The following is a 14,566-nucleotide window of genomic DNA, read 5'->3' on the forward strand; positions in this document are numbered from 1 at the left end:
CGGGTTCTCTTCACGGCAATCGAATTTGGAGACAAGCACCATGAAATGCAAACAGTGGCTGGTTGCGAGCACTTTGTGCCTTACCGCTTGGGGGGCACAAGCCGAAGTGAATCAGATCCGGGTGTGGGCGGCAGCTTGTGCCAACTGCCACGGCACCATGGGCAAGGCAGAGACCGGCAATGAATCCCTTGCAGGGAAAGACAAAGACGAGTTGCTGCAAAAGCTGATGGACTTCAAAACCGGGCGCAAACCCGCCACCTTGATGCACCAGATCTCCAAGGGATATTCCGACGAGCAGTTGGCCCAGCTGGCCGGCTACTTCGCATCTTTGAAGAAATAAGGAGGACCACACCATGAAACGTCGTCAATTTGTACAAAGCGTGGGTGCTGGCTCGGCGGTTGCCGGTTTGGGTCTCGCCTCGGGTTGCGCGTCGACTGCCGGCGGCAGTGGCGCCAAAGTGGTGGTGATCGGTGGCGGCTATGCGGGTGCCACGGCCGCCAAATACATACGCCTGTTCTCGGAGCAGTCGATCCAGGTCACGCTGGTCGAGCCCAACGCGCAGTTCATCTCCTGCCCGATCTCCAACCTGGTGCTGGGTGGCCACAAGACCATGGCTGATATCACTACGCCCTACGACAACCTGGAAAAGCGCCACGGGGTGAAGCTCGTGCGCGACATGGTGACCCGCATCGACACCGAGAAGCGCACGGTGAAGCTTGCCAGTGGCGGCGAGCTGGCCTATGACCGATTGATCGTTTCCCCGGGCGTGGATTTCATGTATGAAACCTTGCCGGGCATGGCCAAGCCCGGTGCCAAAGAGGCCGTCTTGCACTCCTGGAAAGCAGGTCCGCAAACCGTGGCCCTGCGCAAGCAACTCGAAGCCATGCCCGACGGCGGTGTGTACGCGCTGTCGATTCCACTGGCGCCGTTCCGCTGCCCGCCCGGCCCCTACGAGCGCGCCTGCATGATCGCGAGCTATTTCAAGACCGCCAAGCCCAAAAGCAAGGTCGTGATCTTCGATGCCAACGACGATATCCAGTCGAAAAAGGGCCTGTTCATGAAGGCCTGGAAAGAGCACTACGACGGCATGATCGAGTACCGCCCCAAGCACCGCGTAGCCGACGTTGACGCCGCCACCAGAACCATGAAGTTTGAGTTCAATGACGACTTCAAGGCCGATGTGCTCAACGTGATCCCGACCATGCGCGCCGGCGACATCGCACTCAAATCGGGCCTGGCCACAGCCAACGACCGCTGGTGTGAGGTGGACTTCCTCAGTTTTGAGTCCAAGGCGGCGAAAAACGTGCACGTACTGGGTGATGCGATCCAGGGTGCGCCTGCCATGCCGAAATCAGGGCACATGGCGAACCAGCACGGCAAGGTCTGTGCAGCCGCGGTGGTCTCCTTGCTGCAGGGCAAGGAAGTGCCCGGCATGCCGATCTACGCCAACACCTGCTACAGCTTTGTCGCCGCCGATGAAGCGGTTCATGTGGCCAGCGTGCACCGCTACGACGCTGAAAAGAAAACCATGCTCACCGTCGCAGGCTCTGGTGGCATATCAACCGCGGCCAGCGAACTCGAAAGCCGCTATGCGCTGGCCTGGGCCCGCAACATCTGGGCCGATACGCTGGCTTGACAGGGACCACCCCTGCGCCGCCTTCGGCGTCACCTCTCAAGGGGGCGCAGCCAGCGGCCCGGCATAGCCGGTTCCGCTGCCGCCGCTGGATTGGGTCAGTGCACGCCGAACAGATGTTTGCTCTGCGCAACGAATCGATAGAAAACGACCATGACATCTTTGATCACCAAGCGAGCCGTCGCCGCAGGCATTCTTTTACTCATTGGCCATGCGTCGGTCTGGGCACAGGCTGACGAGGCGAGAGCCAGGAAGATCGCGGGTGGCTCCTGCTTCCTTTGCCATGGTGCGCAGGGCGAGTCCACCAGCGATATCTTTCCGCGCCTGGCCGGCCAGCATGCCGCCTACATCGCCAAACAACTGGAAGCGTTCAAAAGCGGGCAACGCAAAAGCAACACCATGGCCGACATGGTGGCCAAGCTGACGCCCGATGAAATGCTGGCCTTGGGGCGGTACTACGAGAAGATGCCCACCCACCCGTCAACGTCCAAGGAACCCCAGTTGGCGGCCATGGGTCAGTACATCTACCAGAATGGCAACAAGTTCAGCGGAGTGCCTGCCTGCGCCAGTTGCCATGGGCCAGACGCCCAAGGCACCTCCACCCTGCCCCGGCTCGCATCCCAGATACCGGGCTATATTCACACCCAGCTCAAGAGCTTCAACAAACGCGAGCGCACCAACGACAACGCCGTGATGCACGCGGTAGTGGAGAAGATGACGGAGCTGGAGATGGTGGCCGTGGCCGAATACGTCAGCGGCAAATAGGCATCGCTGGTCGCGCACTGCAGCATGCTTGAACGCGATCGCATCAAGGCCCCGCAACCGTCAGTCGTCATCCCCGAGTTCCGCGCTCCAGCCGTTCGCCCTGGCCCGCTGAATGGCTTCATCGTGGATGCGTGCATGGCGTTCGGCCAGCTCTGGTGGCAAGCGGCTCGGGAGCTGGCCAAAGTCATCCCAGGCCTTGTGCACCCGCTCGAACAGGTTTTGCATGTCGCCTGCCGTCTTGCCCGCAAAACCGTCCCCCTCCGGCAGGATGCCAAACACCCAGGCATCTCGAATGGAGCGCCCGGTCATGGTCATGCCGTGGTTCTCTTCCTGGTCAATACCAGCGTAGGTTTGTGGTCGGGTCTGGATCATGGTGGCGGGCTCGTTAAACGAATTGATTGAGGTTCAGCGGGTCAGGCCAGCGTACAGCAGGGGCAGCTTTTCAGGCAAGCGTTCGACCTTGTCAACGACCATGTAATTGCGCGCTCCGAAGATGCGGCTCACATACTGGTCGGCTCTCGGGTCCAGACTCATGCAGTAGGTGAGCACGCCGTTGCGCCCGGCCTCTTCCACGGCCTTTCTGGTGTCGTGCCGCAAATACTGCGGGTCGCGCACATCCACATCGGCAGGCTCACCGTCGGTGATCACCAGCAACAGTTTTTTTCCGGAACGCTGCTGGCGCAGGGCGACCGTGGCGTGGCGGATGGCAGCGCCCATACGGGTGGAGAGTTGTCCGGTCATGCCCGCGATGCGGGCCCTGGCGAGGTCGTCATAGGGCTGATCAAAATCCTTGAAGCGCCAGTAGTTCACATCGTGGCGGCCATCGCTGCAAAAACCGTGGATGGCAAAGGGATCACCCACCTTGTCCACCGCATCGGCCAGCAGTACACAGGCTTGCCGAGTGAGATCAAGCACCGTGGTTTCCTGCCCCTCGGTGGCACCGGGACGGGCGCTGCGGACCTTGTCGTTGGTGGAGTGCGAAAGATCCAGCAACACCAGCACCGAAATGTCGCGCAGCTGCCGCACGCTGCGCATCATGAAACGTGGGTCGGGCTGCTGGCCCATGCGCATGTCCACCAGCGAGGCCACCGCTGCGTTGAGGTCGATCTCGTCGCCATCTTCCAGCTTGCGCAGGCGCTGCACCCCTTGCGGCTGCATGGCATCGAGAATGAACCTCATGCGCCCGATCAATCGGCGGTGCTCGGTGGTGATGGCCTCGACCACGGCGAGCTCGCCCGCCTTCGCGCGGCGCTCCTGTACCGTGACCCAGGCTGGGCGTTCAAGCTGGATCAGGTGATCCCATTCCGGGTAGTGGCTGGGCGGCACCAACGCCTCGTGACCTTCGCTCTGGTTGAACGACACACCCATGTCTTCGTAAGGGAAAAACTCGGTGCCCATGACCCAGATCTCCTGCGCGTCATCGCCCGCGTTCTCCACCTCGATCTCATTGGCCAGCTCCATCACGTTCACATACTTGCGCACCTGCTGCACGGGCTCATAGCCGGCCGCTGCAGCCTGGTCGGCGTCAAAGCCTTCAAAGGCCCAGAAGTAGCGGTTGTCGTCGCGGTAGGGCGCGGCCTGCAGGTCGGTGCGCGGCTGGAACACCGGCCCCTGGCACAGCTCGCGGTAGCTGTGCGCCAGCGTCACGCCCATGTCCCACGACACCGTGTTCTCGAACGGTTGCGCCAGGATGCGCGGCAAGGCCTGGGCCATGAGAACCCGCCCCTGGGCGATCCAGGGATGGTCGTCCCGGTGGTCCGGGTCGGCCAGCGCGCGGGCCAACCGGTTCAGGAAGTCGCCAGCCGTGGCCGCCTGCTCGCATTCGGTGGTGTGCAGGCTGGACCAGAGTGCACGCAAACCTGGAAAGCGCGCCACCGCGAGCGCCTCGACGCGCGCATCTTCCACCAGCCCGATCACCGCCATCTGCCAAGGGTTGAGCGATTCGGCCGATATCGGCGCGCGGGTGTACATCACATGGGCGGCAGCGTGTGCGGCCGCTGCACGGTAGAGCTCGGTCGCAGGGACGGGTCCGTGCGTGCCATCGACCGCATCAAAGGCATCGGGCAGGTGGATCAACCAGTCTTCGATGAAAGGCCTGTAGCCTTCGCGCGATTCAAAATCTCCGGCCGTGGGACGCATGTAGAAGTCACGCCCCCAGAGGGCGCGCAGGTACATGTTGATACGCCGCTGCACATCGACCAGCAGCGTGCCCTTGCGCTCTTTCTGCAACATGGCCAGCGACTCTTTGGAGTTCAGGCCGAAGTAGGCGATCTGCTCCTCGAACTGGGTGCGGTGGGCTTGCGCGCCCCAGGTTGCCCAGCGCCGCAGGCCACCCAGCGTGAGCTGGCCGAGCAACACATCCAGCTTGTCGAGCATGGGCCGCAGGCCGCGCGGCGCCTGAGCCACCAAGGTGTTCAGGAACTGCAGGTACTGCAGAAACAGCCCGCTGTCGGCCAGGCGCCGCGCGGCGGTGGGTGCCGTGCCCAGCACCAGCTCGATCACGGAACCCGAGGTCCGCGACGCCAGCGACAGCGCGGTGGTGGCCAGATCGCCCACCACGTCCTCGCCCGCATCCTTGGCAACCTGGGGCGCAGCGTCGATCCAGGCGTCCACCAGCCCCGCGCCCCGACCCAGTCCACGCAGGGCGCTCGCGCCCTTGACGTAGTTGTCGAGCCCGCGCGCGGAAAACACGCGGGTCGCTTCGGGCCAGGCATGCTCCAGCCGTTCGCGCGAAGCGGGCTCAAGGTCTTCGAGCCATTCGGCGTGATCGTGCAAGTGAATCGACATGCCGGGCCCGGTGGTGTCAGAAGAACGTGGCGACGGCGGAGTCCAGGGCGTCCCGCATGTCCGGATCGTCGGTGATGGGTCGCACCAACGTGACGCGGCAGGCGGCCTGCGCGGCCACCCCCGTGGCGATCAGACTGCCCGCGTAAATCAGCATGCGGGTGGAAATGCCTTCGTCGAGACCGTGTCCTTTGAGGTTGCGCGCACGCTCGGCGATGCTGACCAGCTTGTTGGCCACCTCGATGTCCACACCGGTCTCATGCGCCACTATCTCAGCTTCCACCGCGTGTTCGGGGTAGTTGAAATCGAGCGCACCAAAGCGCTGCTTGGTCGACTGCTTCAAGTCCTTCATCAGGCTCTGGTAGCCGGGGTTGTACGAGATGACGATCTGGAAATCAGGATGCGCGCGCAGCAGCTCTCCTTTCTTCTCCAGTGGAAGCACGCGCCGGTTGTCGGTGAGCGGATGGATGACGACCGTGGTGTCCTGCCGGGCCTCAACCACCTCGTCGAGGTAGCAGATGGCGCCGTGCCGCGCGGCGGTGGCCAGCGGCCCGTCTTGCCAGCGCGTCCCGTTGGCGTCGAGCAAGAAGCGCCCCACCAGATCGGAAGCCGTCATGTCTTCGTTGCAGGCCACGGTGATCAAGGGCTTCTTCAGTTTCCAGGCCATGTGTTCGACAAAGCGCGTCTTGCCGCAACCGGTAGGCCCCTTGAGCATCATCGGCATGCGAACCGAATACGCGGCCTCATAGAGCTCAACCTCGTCGGCCACTGGACGGTAGTAGGGCTCTTTGCTGACGCGGTAGGCGTCGAGGTTGTCGCTCATGTTCATCTCCTGAATTCGTAGGCCACGTACTGCTTCAATCGAGGCGGATTTCTCTTTGGCCTGCACCGCGCGGGCCGGGGTGAACGGCTCCGTTCATGTCCCCCGCCGGCCTGCGGCCGGCTCCGCCTTGACTTCACTGCGCCACTCACCCCGACCCCCGCTCGTTGGATGGGTTGAGCTGGCGCAGGGAAGTCAGACACATTGGCCGGAGCGCGTGTCCAAGCCAAGGGCACCGCGGAACTGGCTTTGCCAGGCCGCCAGTGCCGCCCCCTGGGGGTTGACGGCGAAGCCGGCGCGGGGGCTAGATCGTCCGGCCGCGAAAGATCACCATGGAGGTGCCTTGCGACTGGTTGAAGTTGTTGTAGCCAATCAGGCGCACATGGTTGTCCGGGTTGGCCTTGCGGCAAGCTTCGGCTTCAGCCAGTACCTTGTCCACATCGGTTTCCCCGAACATGGGCAGCTTCCACATGTACCAGTAGGAGTCGCCGAGGTAGCGTGGCTCGGTGTGTTCAATGGCGGGGTTCCAGCCCTTCTTGACCAGGTACTCGACCTGCTTGCGGATCTCCGCATCGGTCATGGGTGGCAGGTAAGAGAAGGTCTCGAACTTGCGGCTCGCAGGGTCGGACAGGCGGGATGTGTAGTCTTGCATTGGGATTTCCTCTGAAAGTTGGAGCGAAGGGGGCGCTCTCTGTCAAGCTCGAGTCAAGACGCGAAGCAGGACTGCAGGCAGTGCCGAAGGCACAGCAATGCCCTGCGACTAAGCAATGGCTCGAAATCGACAGAGATTCACTTGTGGGCGACGTCGAGCTTGTCTACGGTGTCGAACTCGAACTTGATCTCTTTCCAGGTTTCCATGGCGATTTTCAGTTCGGGCGAATGTTTGGCGGCATCCATCAACACGGTCTTGCCTTCCTTCTCGACTTCCACGCCCTCGTTGCGGGCCTTGACGCAGGCTTCCACTGCGACGCGGTTGGCGCAGGCGCCCGCCGCATTGCCCCAGGGGTGGCCCAGCGTGCCGCCACCAAACTGCAGGCAGGAGTCGTCACCGAAGATGTTGACCAATGCGGGCATGTGCCACACGTGAATGCCACCCGAGGCGACCGGGAAGACGCCGGGCATGGAACCAAAATCCTGGTCGAAAAAGATGCCGCGTGAGCGGTCTTCCTTGATGAACCGTTCGCGCATCAGGTCGATCCAGCCCAGTGTGGCTTCGCGGTCGCCTTCCAGCTTGCCCACCACCGTGCCGGAGTGCAGGTGGTCACCGCCCGAGAGGCGCAGGCACTTGGTCAGCACACGGAAGTGGATGCCGTGGTGCGGGTTGCGGTCGAGCACGGCGTGCATGGCGCGGTGGATGTGCAGCAGCATGCCGTTGTTGCGACACCAGTTGGCCAGGCTGGTGTTGGCGGTGAAGCCTCCGGTGAGGAAGTCGTGCATGATGATCGGCGCACCCAGTTCCTTGGCGAACTCAGCGCGCTTGAACATCTCTTCCACGGTTGGCGAGGTCACATTCAGGTAGTGACCCTTGCGCTCACCGGTCTCGCGTTCGGCCTTCTGGCAGCCCTCCACAACGAACTCGAACCGGTCGCGCCAACGCATGAAGGACTGGCTGTTGACGTTCTCGTCGTCCTTGGTCAGGTCCAGACCGCCACGCAGGCACTCGTACACCGCGCGGCCGTAGTTCTTGGCCGACAGCCCCAGCTTGGGCTTGATCGTGCAACCCAGCAGCGGCCGACCGTATTTGTTGAAGCGGTCGCGCTCCACCTGGATGCCCGCTGGTGGACCACCGCAGGTCTTCACATAAGCAATGGGGAATCGAATGTCTTCCAGACGCAAGGCGCGCAAGGCCTTGAAACCAAACACATTGCCAACCAGCGACGTCAGCACGTTGACGATGGAGCCTTCTTCGAACAGGTCGATCGGATAGGCCACGAAGGCGTAAAAGCAGGTGTCATCGCCGGGTACGTCTTCGATGCGGTAGGCGCGGCCTTTGTAAAAATCCAGGTCGGTCAGCAGGTCGGTCCAGACCGTGGTCCAGGTCCCGGTGGACGACTCGGCGGCCACGGCAGCGGCAACTTCTTCGCGCGACACACCGGGCTGAGGCGTGATTTTGAAACACGCCAGGATGTCGGTGTCCTTGACGGCGTACTGAGGCTCCCAGTAGGTGCTGCGGTATTCCTTGACACCGGCGTTGTAGGTTTTCGTGGCCATGCGGTCTTGCTCCTGTTCGATGTGATCGGGGTGGTCGGTCAAGGCTTGAGCTGATGGCTTCATCAAGTGATGCCCGCTTTCGCGCTGAACTGGAGCAAATTGTTGACCGCTTATAGAATAAGTAAAAGTAAAATATATTGACGATAACGATAGAGCTTTTCCTATCTATCAACTGGAGCGACCTTGATGAACCTGCGCCACGCCACGCTGCACCAGCTGCGCATCTTCCACGCGGTGGCGCAACACAACAGCTTTGCGCGCGCCGCGGAGGCGCTGCATCTTTCACCACCCACCTTGTCTTTGCAGGTCAAACAGCTGTCGGAAACCATCGGGCAACCGCTGTTCGAGCAGTTGGGAAAGAAAATCTTTCTGACCGCGGCGGGCGCCACTCTTTCCCAGGCATGCGCCGATATCGAGGCGCGCATGGAACGGCTTTCGCAAGATCTGCTGGCCCTGCAAGGTGTCGAGCGCGGCACCTTCAAGCTCGCCATCCTGACCACTGTGAAATACACCGTGCCCAAGTTGCTGGGTGGTTTCTGCGCGGCACACCCCGGCATTGATGTGGCGATGGTGGTGGGCAACCGGGAGAACCTGTTGCAGCGCCTGGCCAGCAACCAGGACGATCTCTACATCATGGGTCAGCCGCCCGACACGATGGACCTGGTGAGCGAGCCCTTCGCGGACAACCCCCTGGTTCTGGTGGCACCACGCGACCACCCTCTGGCCGGCAGGAAACGCATCGCCCCCAGACGCCTCGCGAGTGAACCCTTCATCATGCGCGAGCCCGGATCGGGCACGCGCCTGACCACCGAAAAGTTCTTTGCCGAACACGGCATCGCGTTAAAGAACCGGCTGGAAGTCGGCAGCAACGAAGCCATCAAACAAACCGTCGCGGGGGGTCTTGGTCTGGCGGTCTTGTCGGCCACCACGGTGGTATCGGAAATCGCCCTGGGCGAGCTGGTTCGGCTCGACGTTCAGGGCTTTCCCCTGATCCGGCGCTGGCATGTGGTTTACCCGCGCGGCAAGCACCTTTCAGCGGCCACGCTGGCCTTCAAACAGTGGCTGCTCGACCACCGCTGAAGCTGGAGCCGCGAACACTCACATGGCGGCCAGCGAGCCTGCGTCGTAACGCTTGTGCATCGCCTCCAGGCTGTGCACCTGGCCGATCTTGCCGGCCATGCCCGCCGAGCCGAAAGCCTCATACCGCGCACCGCAGATCGCCTGCATGGCCTTGGTCGCTTCCTTGTAGAACTTGCGCGGATCAAAGTTCTTGCGCTCTTCGGCCAGGTGTTTTCGGATCGCGCCGGTGCTGGCCATGCGCAGATCGGTATCGATGTTCACCTTGCGCACACCGTTCTTGATGCCCTCCACGATTTCCTCCACTGGCACGCCGTAAGTCACGCCCATGTCGCCGCCAAACTGGTTGATGATGGCCAGCCAGTCTTCGGGCACGCTGCTGGAGCCGTGCATCACCAGGTGCACATTGGGGATGCGTTGATGGATGGCTTTCACCCGGTCGATGCGCAACACCTTGCCACTCGGTTTGCTGCTGAATTTGTAGGCGCCGTGGCTGGTGCCGATGGCGATGGCCAGTGCGTCCACCTGCGTCTTGCTCACAAAGTCGGCGGCTTCGTCAGGGTCGGTCAACAACAAGGAATGGTCCAGCTCGCCTTCGGCACCATGGCCGTCTTCTTCGCCTGCCTTGCCCGTTTCCAGCGAACCCAGGCAACCCAGCTCTCCTTCGACCGACACGCCGCAGGCGTGGGCCAGCTCCACCACCTGCCTTGTGGTCGACACGTTGTATTCGTAGGTTGATGGCGTTTTACCGTCGGCCAGAAGACTGCCGTCCATCATCACCGAGCTGAAGCCCGACTGGATGGAACGTGCACAGATGGCTGGCGCCGCACCATGGTCCTGGTGCATGCACACCGGGATGTGCGGGTACATCTCGATGGCCGCTGAAATCAGGTGCCGCAGAAACGGCTCGCCCGCGTAAGAGCGTGCGCCAGCCGAACCCTGCAGGATCACAGGGCTGTTGACGGCATTGGCCGCCTGCATGATGGCTTGAACCTGCTCCATGTTGTTGACATTGAAGGCAGGCAAGCCATAACCGTGTTCGGCGGCGTGATCGAGCAATTGACGAAGGGTGATGAGTGCCATGGTGTTTCCTTCTTGATAGTGCGAGTGGGTTGTCAGTCGGTTCAGGATGCGGCGGGTTCGGATCTCCCGGTTCGATCGGATCGCCCCCTGGGGGGTGACGCTGCAGGCGGCGCAGGGGGTACTTATTCGGCGCGGCGCGCCAACACCTCAAACGCCGGCAAGGTCTTGCCCTCCAGCACTTCCAGAAAAGCACCGCCACCAGTGGAGATATAGCCCACGTCTTTTTCGATGCCGTATTTGGCAATCGCCGCCAGGGTGTCGCCACCGCCGGCAATGCTGAAGGCGCTGGACTCGGCAATCGCCTGGGCGATTGCTTTGGTGCCGTTCTCAAACGCTTCGAACTCGAACACGCCCACGGGGCCGTTCCAGACGATGGTGCCGGCCTGCTTCAGCTGGGCTGCGAGAGTGGCTGCGGTCTCCGGGCCGATGTCCAGGATCAGGTCATCGTCTTCCACCTCGGTGGCCTTCTTGACGGTGGCCTTCGCCGTGGGGCTGAACTCTTTGGCGCACACCACGTCGGTCGGGATCGGCACGGCCGCGCCACGCGCCTGCATGGCGTCGATCACGGCTTTGGCTTCGCCGATCAGGTCGGGCTCGGCCAGGCTTTTGCCGATCTTCAAACCAGCGGCGAGCATGAAGGTGTTGGCGATGCCGCCGCCGACGATCAGGCCGTCCACATTCTTGGCCAGGGCCTGCAGGATGGTGAGCTTGGTGCTGACCTTGCTGCCGGCCACGATGGCAATCAGCGGGCGCTTCGGATTCGCCAGGGCTTTGCCGATGGCGTCCATCTCGGCCGCCAGCAAGGGGCCTGCACAGGCGATGGGCGCGGTCTCGGCGATGCCATAGGTCGTGCCTTCGGCGCGGTGCGAGGTGCCAAAGGCATCGTGCACAAAGATGTCGCACAAGCCGCCGAGCTTCCTGGCCAGTTCGGGCGCGTTCTTTTTCTCGCCCTTGTTCAGACGGCAGTTTTCCAGCATCACCACTTCACCGGGCGCCACCGAGAACTCGCCATCGACCCAGTCGGCGATCACGCGGATGTTGCGGTCCATCAGCTGGCCCATCCGGGCGGCCACAGGGGTCAGGGAATCGGCGGGCTTGAATTCGCCTTCGGTGGGGCGGCCCAGGTGCGAGGTCACCATGACGGCAGCGCCGGCGTCCAGCGCCATTTGTATGGCCGGGATGCTGGCGCGGATGCGGGTGTCTTCGGTGATCTTGCCGGCGTCGTCTTGCGGCACGTTGAGGTCGGCGCGAATGAAAACGCGTTTGTCGCGGGCAAAGCCGCTGGCGCACACATCGCTGAATCGGAGGCATTTCATGTGCTTCTCCTCGCCAGCACACAGCGACCGTTGGGACAATTTGGGATGGTCATGAGGGGTACGGCTCAAAAATTGGCACATGGGAATGGCTGCCTGCAACCGGCTGCGGTTTCTTTCATCCGGTCAACAAGCGGGTCAACACCGAAAAATCGGGAATCACGCGATCGGGTTGGCACGCTTCGATGGGCTCGCCCATGTTGTAGCCATAAGGTACAGCCCATACGGCGATGCCCCCGGCGCGGGCGGTCGCCACATCGATGGACGAGTCGCCTACAAACAGGGCGCGCTCGCGGGCGGTGGCAAACTGCTTCAAGCACGCTTCGATACCGATCGGGCTCGGCTTCTTGACCGGGAACGTGTCACCGCTGATCACGCGATCAAACAGCGGCGCCATCCGGTGGGCTTCCAACACGGTCTGGGTGTAGCGCCCTTCCTTGTTGGTCATCACCACCAGCTTCACGCCGGCCGCGCGCAACGCTTCCAGCGTTTCGCTCACATGGGGGTACAGGTGGCTGCGTGTGCCGCAACGGCGCTGGTAGTGGCGGGTGAAAACCGCTTCGATGGCCGCAAACGAATTGCTGTGGCGCACTTCATGGGCGCTCAATTCATCGGTGAAGGCCAAAGCCTGTATCAGCAACTCACGCGTGCCATGGCCGATCCAGTCGTTCACCTGTTGCTGGCTCACGCCCGGGCGACCGCACTCGGACAGCGTGTCGTTGACCGCATCGGCGATCTCGGGCGCGGTCTCGATCAGTGTGCCGTCCAGATCAAACAGGATCAGGTCGTAGGGAAGGCTCATGCCAGCTGACCTTTCACGGCCTCAACCACTTTCTCGGCGGTGATGCCAAAGTAGGCGTACAGGTCTTTGGCGGGCGCCGATTCGCCGAAGCTGGCGATGCCCACCACAGCGCCAGTGCGCCCGACGTATTTGCGCCAGAAATCGGGATGCGCTGCCTCCACCGCCACCGTGGGCAGGTTGATGGGCAACACCGCTTCTTGCCAGTCGCTCGGCTGGCGGTCGAAGATATTGCTGCACGGCATCGAAACGACGCGGGTTCGAATGCCTTCGGCAGCCAAGGCTTTTTGAGCCGCCAAAGCGATCTCGATCTCCGAACCGGTCGCCACAATGGCGACCTGCGGATGCTCCATCTCTGACAGGATGTAGCCCCCCTGCCTGATCTGTGCGGCAGCAATGTGCTCGGTCACGCGGGGCAGGTTCTGGCGCGACAAACAGAGCGCGCTGGGGCCATCGCAGCGCTCGATCGCGCAAACCCAGGCCACGGCGGTCTCCAGCCCATCGGCCGGGCGCCAGACGTCGAGGCCGGGAATGATGCGCAGGCTGGGCACGTGCTCCACCGACTGGTGCGTGGGCCCGTCCTCACCCAGGCCGATGGAGTCGTGCGTGAACACATGGATCACGCGCCGCTTCATCAGGGCCGCCATGCGAATGGCGTTGCGGCTGTAGTCGCTGAACGTGAGAAAGGTGCCACCGTAAGGGATGTAGCCGCCATGCAGCGTGATGCCGTTCATGATCGCGGCCATACCGAACTCGCGCACGCCATAGCTCAAGTGGTTGCCCCAGGCATCGCGGCCCGCTTTGACACAGCCCTTGAAGTTGGTGAGGTTGGAGCCGGTGAGGTCGGCACTGCCGCCAAACAGTTCAGGCAGCAACGGCGCCAGCGCGTCGAGCGCATTCTGGCTGGCTTTGCGGGTGGCGATGGCGTCGGGCTTGTTGGCGATGGCGTTGAAGATGGCAGGCAGGCGGTCTGCGAAATCGGGCAACAACCCGCCCGACATGCGCCGCTCAAACTCGGCCGCATCCTGCGGATACTGCGCCCGAAAAGCCTCAAAGCGCTCGCGCCATTCCACCTCGGCCTGCTTGCCACGGTCCACGGCATTCCATGCCATGGCCACCTCGGGGGGAATGACAAACGGCTCGGCCGTCCAGCCCAGCGCTTCGCGCGTGGCCTGCACTTCGGCCGCGCCCAGCGCAGCGCCATGCACATCGTGCGTACCGGCTTTGTGGGGTGAGCCCATGCCAATCACAGTCTTGCAACAGATCATGGTGGGTTTGCCGGTGGCCAGTTGGCCCTGCTTCCTGGCTTCGATCAGCGCCGCCTCAACCGCTTCGGGCTTGTGTCCGTCCACATCAGGGATCACGTGCCAGCCGTAGGCCTCGAAACGCTTGGGCGTGTCGTCGGTGAACCAGCCTTCCACCTGGCCATCGATGGAGATGCCGTTGTCATCGTAAAACGCCACCAGCTTGGACAGGCGCAGTGTGCCGGCCAATGAGCAGGCCTCGTGGCTGATGCCCTCCATCAGGCAACCGTCGCCGAGAAAGGCGTAGGTGAAGTGGTCAACGATGTGGTGCCCATCGCGGTTGAACTCCTGGGCCAGCAACTTTTCAGCCAGCGCCATGCCCACGGCGTTGGTGATGCCCTGCCCCAGCGGCCCAGTGGTGGTTTCTACTCCCGGGGTCACACCCACTTCGGGATGCCCCGGCGTCTTGCTGTGCAGCTGGCGGAAATTCTTCAGCTCGGCCATGGGCAGGTCGTAACCGGTCAGCTGCAGCAGCGCATAGATGAGCATGGACCCGTGGCCGTTGGAGAGCACAAAGCGGTCACGGTCGGGCCAGTGGGGGTTCGCGGGGTTATGCTTCAGATACCGGTTCCACAACACCTCGGCAATGTCCGCCATGCCCATGGGCGCCCCGGGATGGCCCGACTTGGCTTTTTCAACAGCGTCCACCGCCAACATGCGAATGGCATTCGCCATCTGGTGGGCGAGTTCAGGGGAAGGGTTGTTCATACGAGACCTACGAAAGGAAAAGTGAGCCGAGGCGCGACTGCAGCTTCACGCCAAAGAAGGGAAGCAAA

General features: G+C 62.5%; 13 protein-coding genes. 4 read left to right on the top strand and 9 right to left on the bottom strand.

Annotated features, from left to right (window positions below; all coding sequences use genetic code 11):
- Nucleotides 1-40 precede the first annotated feature (40 nt).
- The 3 genes from LPB072_RS18290 to LPB072_RS18300 all read left to right on the top strand — a co-directional run bounded on the left by LPB072_RS18290 (nucleotide 41) and on the right by LPB072_RS18300 (nucleotide 2,399).
- Nucleotides 41-340 (top strand): c-type cytochrome, encoded by a 300-nt coding sequence (locus LPB072_RS18290; RefSeq protein ID WP_066085286.1) that lies wholly within the window; start codon nucleotides 41-43, stop codon nucleotides 338-340.
- A 13-nt stretch (nucleotides 341-353) separates the two neighbouring features.
- A complete protein-coding gene (locus LPB072_RS18295) occupies nucleotides 354-1,637 on the top strand; it encodes an NAD(P)/FAD-dependent oxidoreductase (RefSeq protein WP_066085282.1) in 1,284 nt (427 codons plus the stop codon).
- 150 nt (nucleotides 1,638-1,787) lie between these two features.
- Nucleotides 1,788-2,399, top strand: coding sequence for a c-type cytochrome (locus LPB072_RS18300; protein ID WP_066085280.1), 612 nt, complete (start codon nucleotides 1,788-1,790; stop codon nucleotides 2,397-2,399).
- Between the two features lie 60 nt (nucleotides 2,400-2,459).
- On the opposite strand, the gene LPB072_RS18305 is transcribed toward LPB072_RS18300, so the two are convergent.
- The 5 genes from LPB072_RS18305 to LPB072_RS18325 all read right to left on the bottom strand — a co-directional run bounded on the left by LPB072_RS18305 (nucleotide 2,460) and on the right by LPB072_RS18325 (nucleotide 8,214).
- Entirely contained in the window at nucleotides 2,460-2,771 is a 312-nt protein-coding gene (locus LPB072_RS18305; protein ID WP_066085277.1) for a hypothetical protein, read from the bottom strand.
- 33 nt (nucleotides 2,772-2,804) lie between these two features.
- Nucleotides 2,805-5,186, bottom strand: a complete 2,382-nt coding sequence (locus LPB072_RS18310) for a nitric oxide reductase activation protein NorD (protein WP_066085275.1) — start codon at nucleotides 5,184-5,186, stop codon at nucleotides 2,805-2,807.
- A gap of 16 nt (nucleotides 5,187-5,202) precedes the next feature.
- A complete protein-coding gene (locus tag LPB072_RS18315; RefSeq protein ID WP_066086281.1) occupies nucleotides 5,203-6,006 on the bottom strand; it encodes a CbbQ/NirQ/NorQ/GpvN family protein in 804 nt (267 codons plus the stop codon).
- Between the two features lie 301 nt (nucleotides 6,007-6,307).
- Nucleotides 6,308-6,655 (bottom strand): ribulose bisphosphate carboxylase small subunit, encoded by a 348-nt coding sequence (locus tag LPB072_RS18320; protein ID WP_066085274.1) that lies wholly within the window; start codon nucleotides 6,653-6,655, stop codon nucleotides 6,308-6,310.
- A 137-nt stretch (nucleotides 6,656-6,792) separates the two neighbouring features.
- A complete protein-coding gene (locus tag LPB072_RS18325; RefSeq protein ID WP_066086279.1) occupies nucleotides 6,793-8,214 on the bottom strand; it encodes a form I ribulose bisphosphate carboxylase large subunit in 1,422 nt (473 codons plus the stop codon).
- Between the two features lie 186 nt (nucleotides 8,215-8,400).
- On the opposite strand from LPB072_RS18325, the gene LPB072_RS18330 reads away from it, so the two are divergent.
- On the top strand, nucleotides 8,401-9,294 hold the full coding sequence (locus LPB072_RS18330; protein WP_066085272.1) for a LysR family transcriptional regulator: 894 nt from the start codon (nucleotides 8,401-8,403) through the stop codon (nucleotides 9,292-9,294).
- An 18-nt stretch (nucleotides 9,295-9,312) separates the two neighbouring features.
- Here LPB072_RS18330 and fba read toward each other — a convergent pair whose 3' ends face one another.
- The 4 genes from fba to tkt form a co-directional block, all read right to left on the bottom strand.
- Nucleotides 9,313-10,374: a class II fructose-bisphosphate aldolase gene (gene fba, locus LPB072_RS18335; RefSeq protein WP_066085271.1), complete on the bottom strand. Its 1,062-nt coding sequence runs from the start codon at nucleotides 10,372-10,374 to the stop codon at nucleotides 9,313-9,315.
- A 122-nt stretch (nucleotides 10,375-10,496) separates the two neighbouring features.
- Nucleotides 10,497-11,690 carry a phosphoglycerate kinase gene (locus tag LPB072_RS18340; protein ID WP_070263933.1) on the bottom strand — a complete coding sequence of 398 codons (1,194 nt, stop codon included), beginning with the start codon at nucleotides 11,688-11,690 and terminating at the stop codon, nucleotides 10,497-10,499.
- A 115-nt stretch (nucleotides 11,691-11,805) separates the two neighbouring features.
- Nucleotides 11,806-12,489, bottom strand: a complete 684-nt coding sequence (locus LPB072_RS18345; RefSeq protein WP_066087431.1) for an HAD-IA family hydrolase — start codon at nucleotides 12,487-12,489, stop codon at nucleotides 11,806-11,808.
- Entirely contained in the window at nucleotides 12,486-14,498 is a 2,013-nt protein-coding gene (gene tkt, locus LPB072_RS18350; protein WP_066087427.1) for a transketolase, read from the bottom strand. The genes LPB072_RS18345 and tkt overlap by 4 nt, the downstream gene beginning before the upstream one ends.
- Nucleotides 14,499-14,566 lie beyond the last annotated feature (68 nt).

The organism is Hydrogenophaga crassostreae, assembly GCF_001761385.1.
In the GTDB taxonomy this organism is placed as follows: Bacteria; Pseudomonadota; Gammaproteobacteria; order Burkholderiales; family Burkholderiaceae_C; genus Hydrogenophaga; species Hydrogenophaga crassostreae.

Bases quoted from the DNA above. Each gene is read 5' to 3' on its own strand.
- LPB072_RS18310 (WP_066085275.1), bottom strand. From the start codon at position 5,186: ATGTCGATTCACTTGCACGATCACGCCGAATGGCTCGAAGACCTTGAG.
- LPB072_RS18325 (WP_066086279.1), bottom strand. From the start codon at position 8,214: ATGGCCACGAAAACCTACAACGCCGGTGTCAAGGAATACCGCAGCACC.
- LPB072_RS18305 (WP_066085277.1), bottom strand. From the start codon at position 2,771: ATGATCCAGACCCGACCACAAACCTACGCTGGTATTGACCAGGAAGAG.
- fba (WP_066085271.1), bottom strand. From the start codon at position 10,374: ATGGCACTCATCACCCTTCGTCAATTGCTCGATCACGCCGCCGAACAC.
- LPB072_RS18295 (WP_066085282.1), top strand. From the start codon at position 354: ATGAAACGTCGTCAATTTGTACAAAGCGTGGGTGCTGGCTCGGCGGTT.
- LPB072_RS18340 (WP_070263933.1), bottom strand. From the start codon at position 11,690: ATGAAATGCCTCCGATTCAGCGATGTGTGCGCCAGCGGCTTTGCCCGC.
- tkt (WP_066087427.1), bottom strand. From the start codon at position 14,498: ATGAACAACCCTTCCCCTGAACTCGCCCACCAGATGGCGAATGCCATT.
- LPB072_RS18345 (WP_066087431.1), bottom strand. From the start codon at position 12,489: ATGAGCCTTCCCTACGACCTGATCCTGTTTGATCTGGACGGCACACTG.
- LPB072_RS18315 (WP_066086281.1), bottom strand. From the start codon at position 6,006: ATGAGCGACAACCTCGACGCCTACCGCGTCAGCAAAGAGCCCTACTAC.
- LPB072_RS18320 (WP_066085274.1), bottom strand. From the start codon at position 6,655: ATGCAAGACTACACATCCCGCCTGTCCGACCCTGCGAGCCGCAAGTTC.
- LPB072_RS18300 (WP_066085280.1), top strand. From the start codon at position 1,788: ATGACATCTTTGATCACCAAGCGAGCCGTCGCCGCAGGCATTCTTTTA.
- LPB072_RS18330 (WP_066085272.1), top strand. From the start codon at position 8,401: ATGAACCTGCGCCACGCCACGCTGCACCAGCTGCGCATCTTCCACGCG.
- LPB072_RS18290 (WP_066085286.1), top strand. From the start codon at position 41: ATGAAATGCAAACAGTGGCTGGTTGCGAGCACTTTGTGCCTTACCGCT.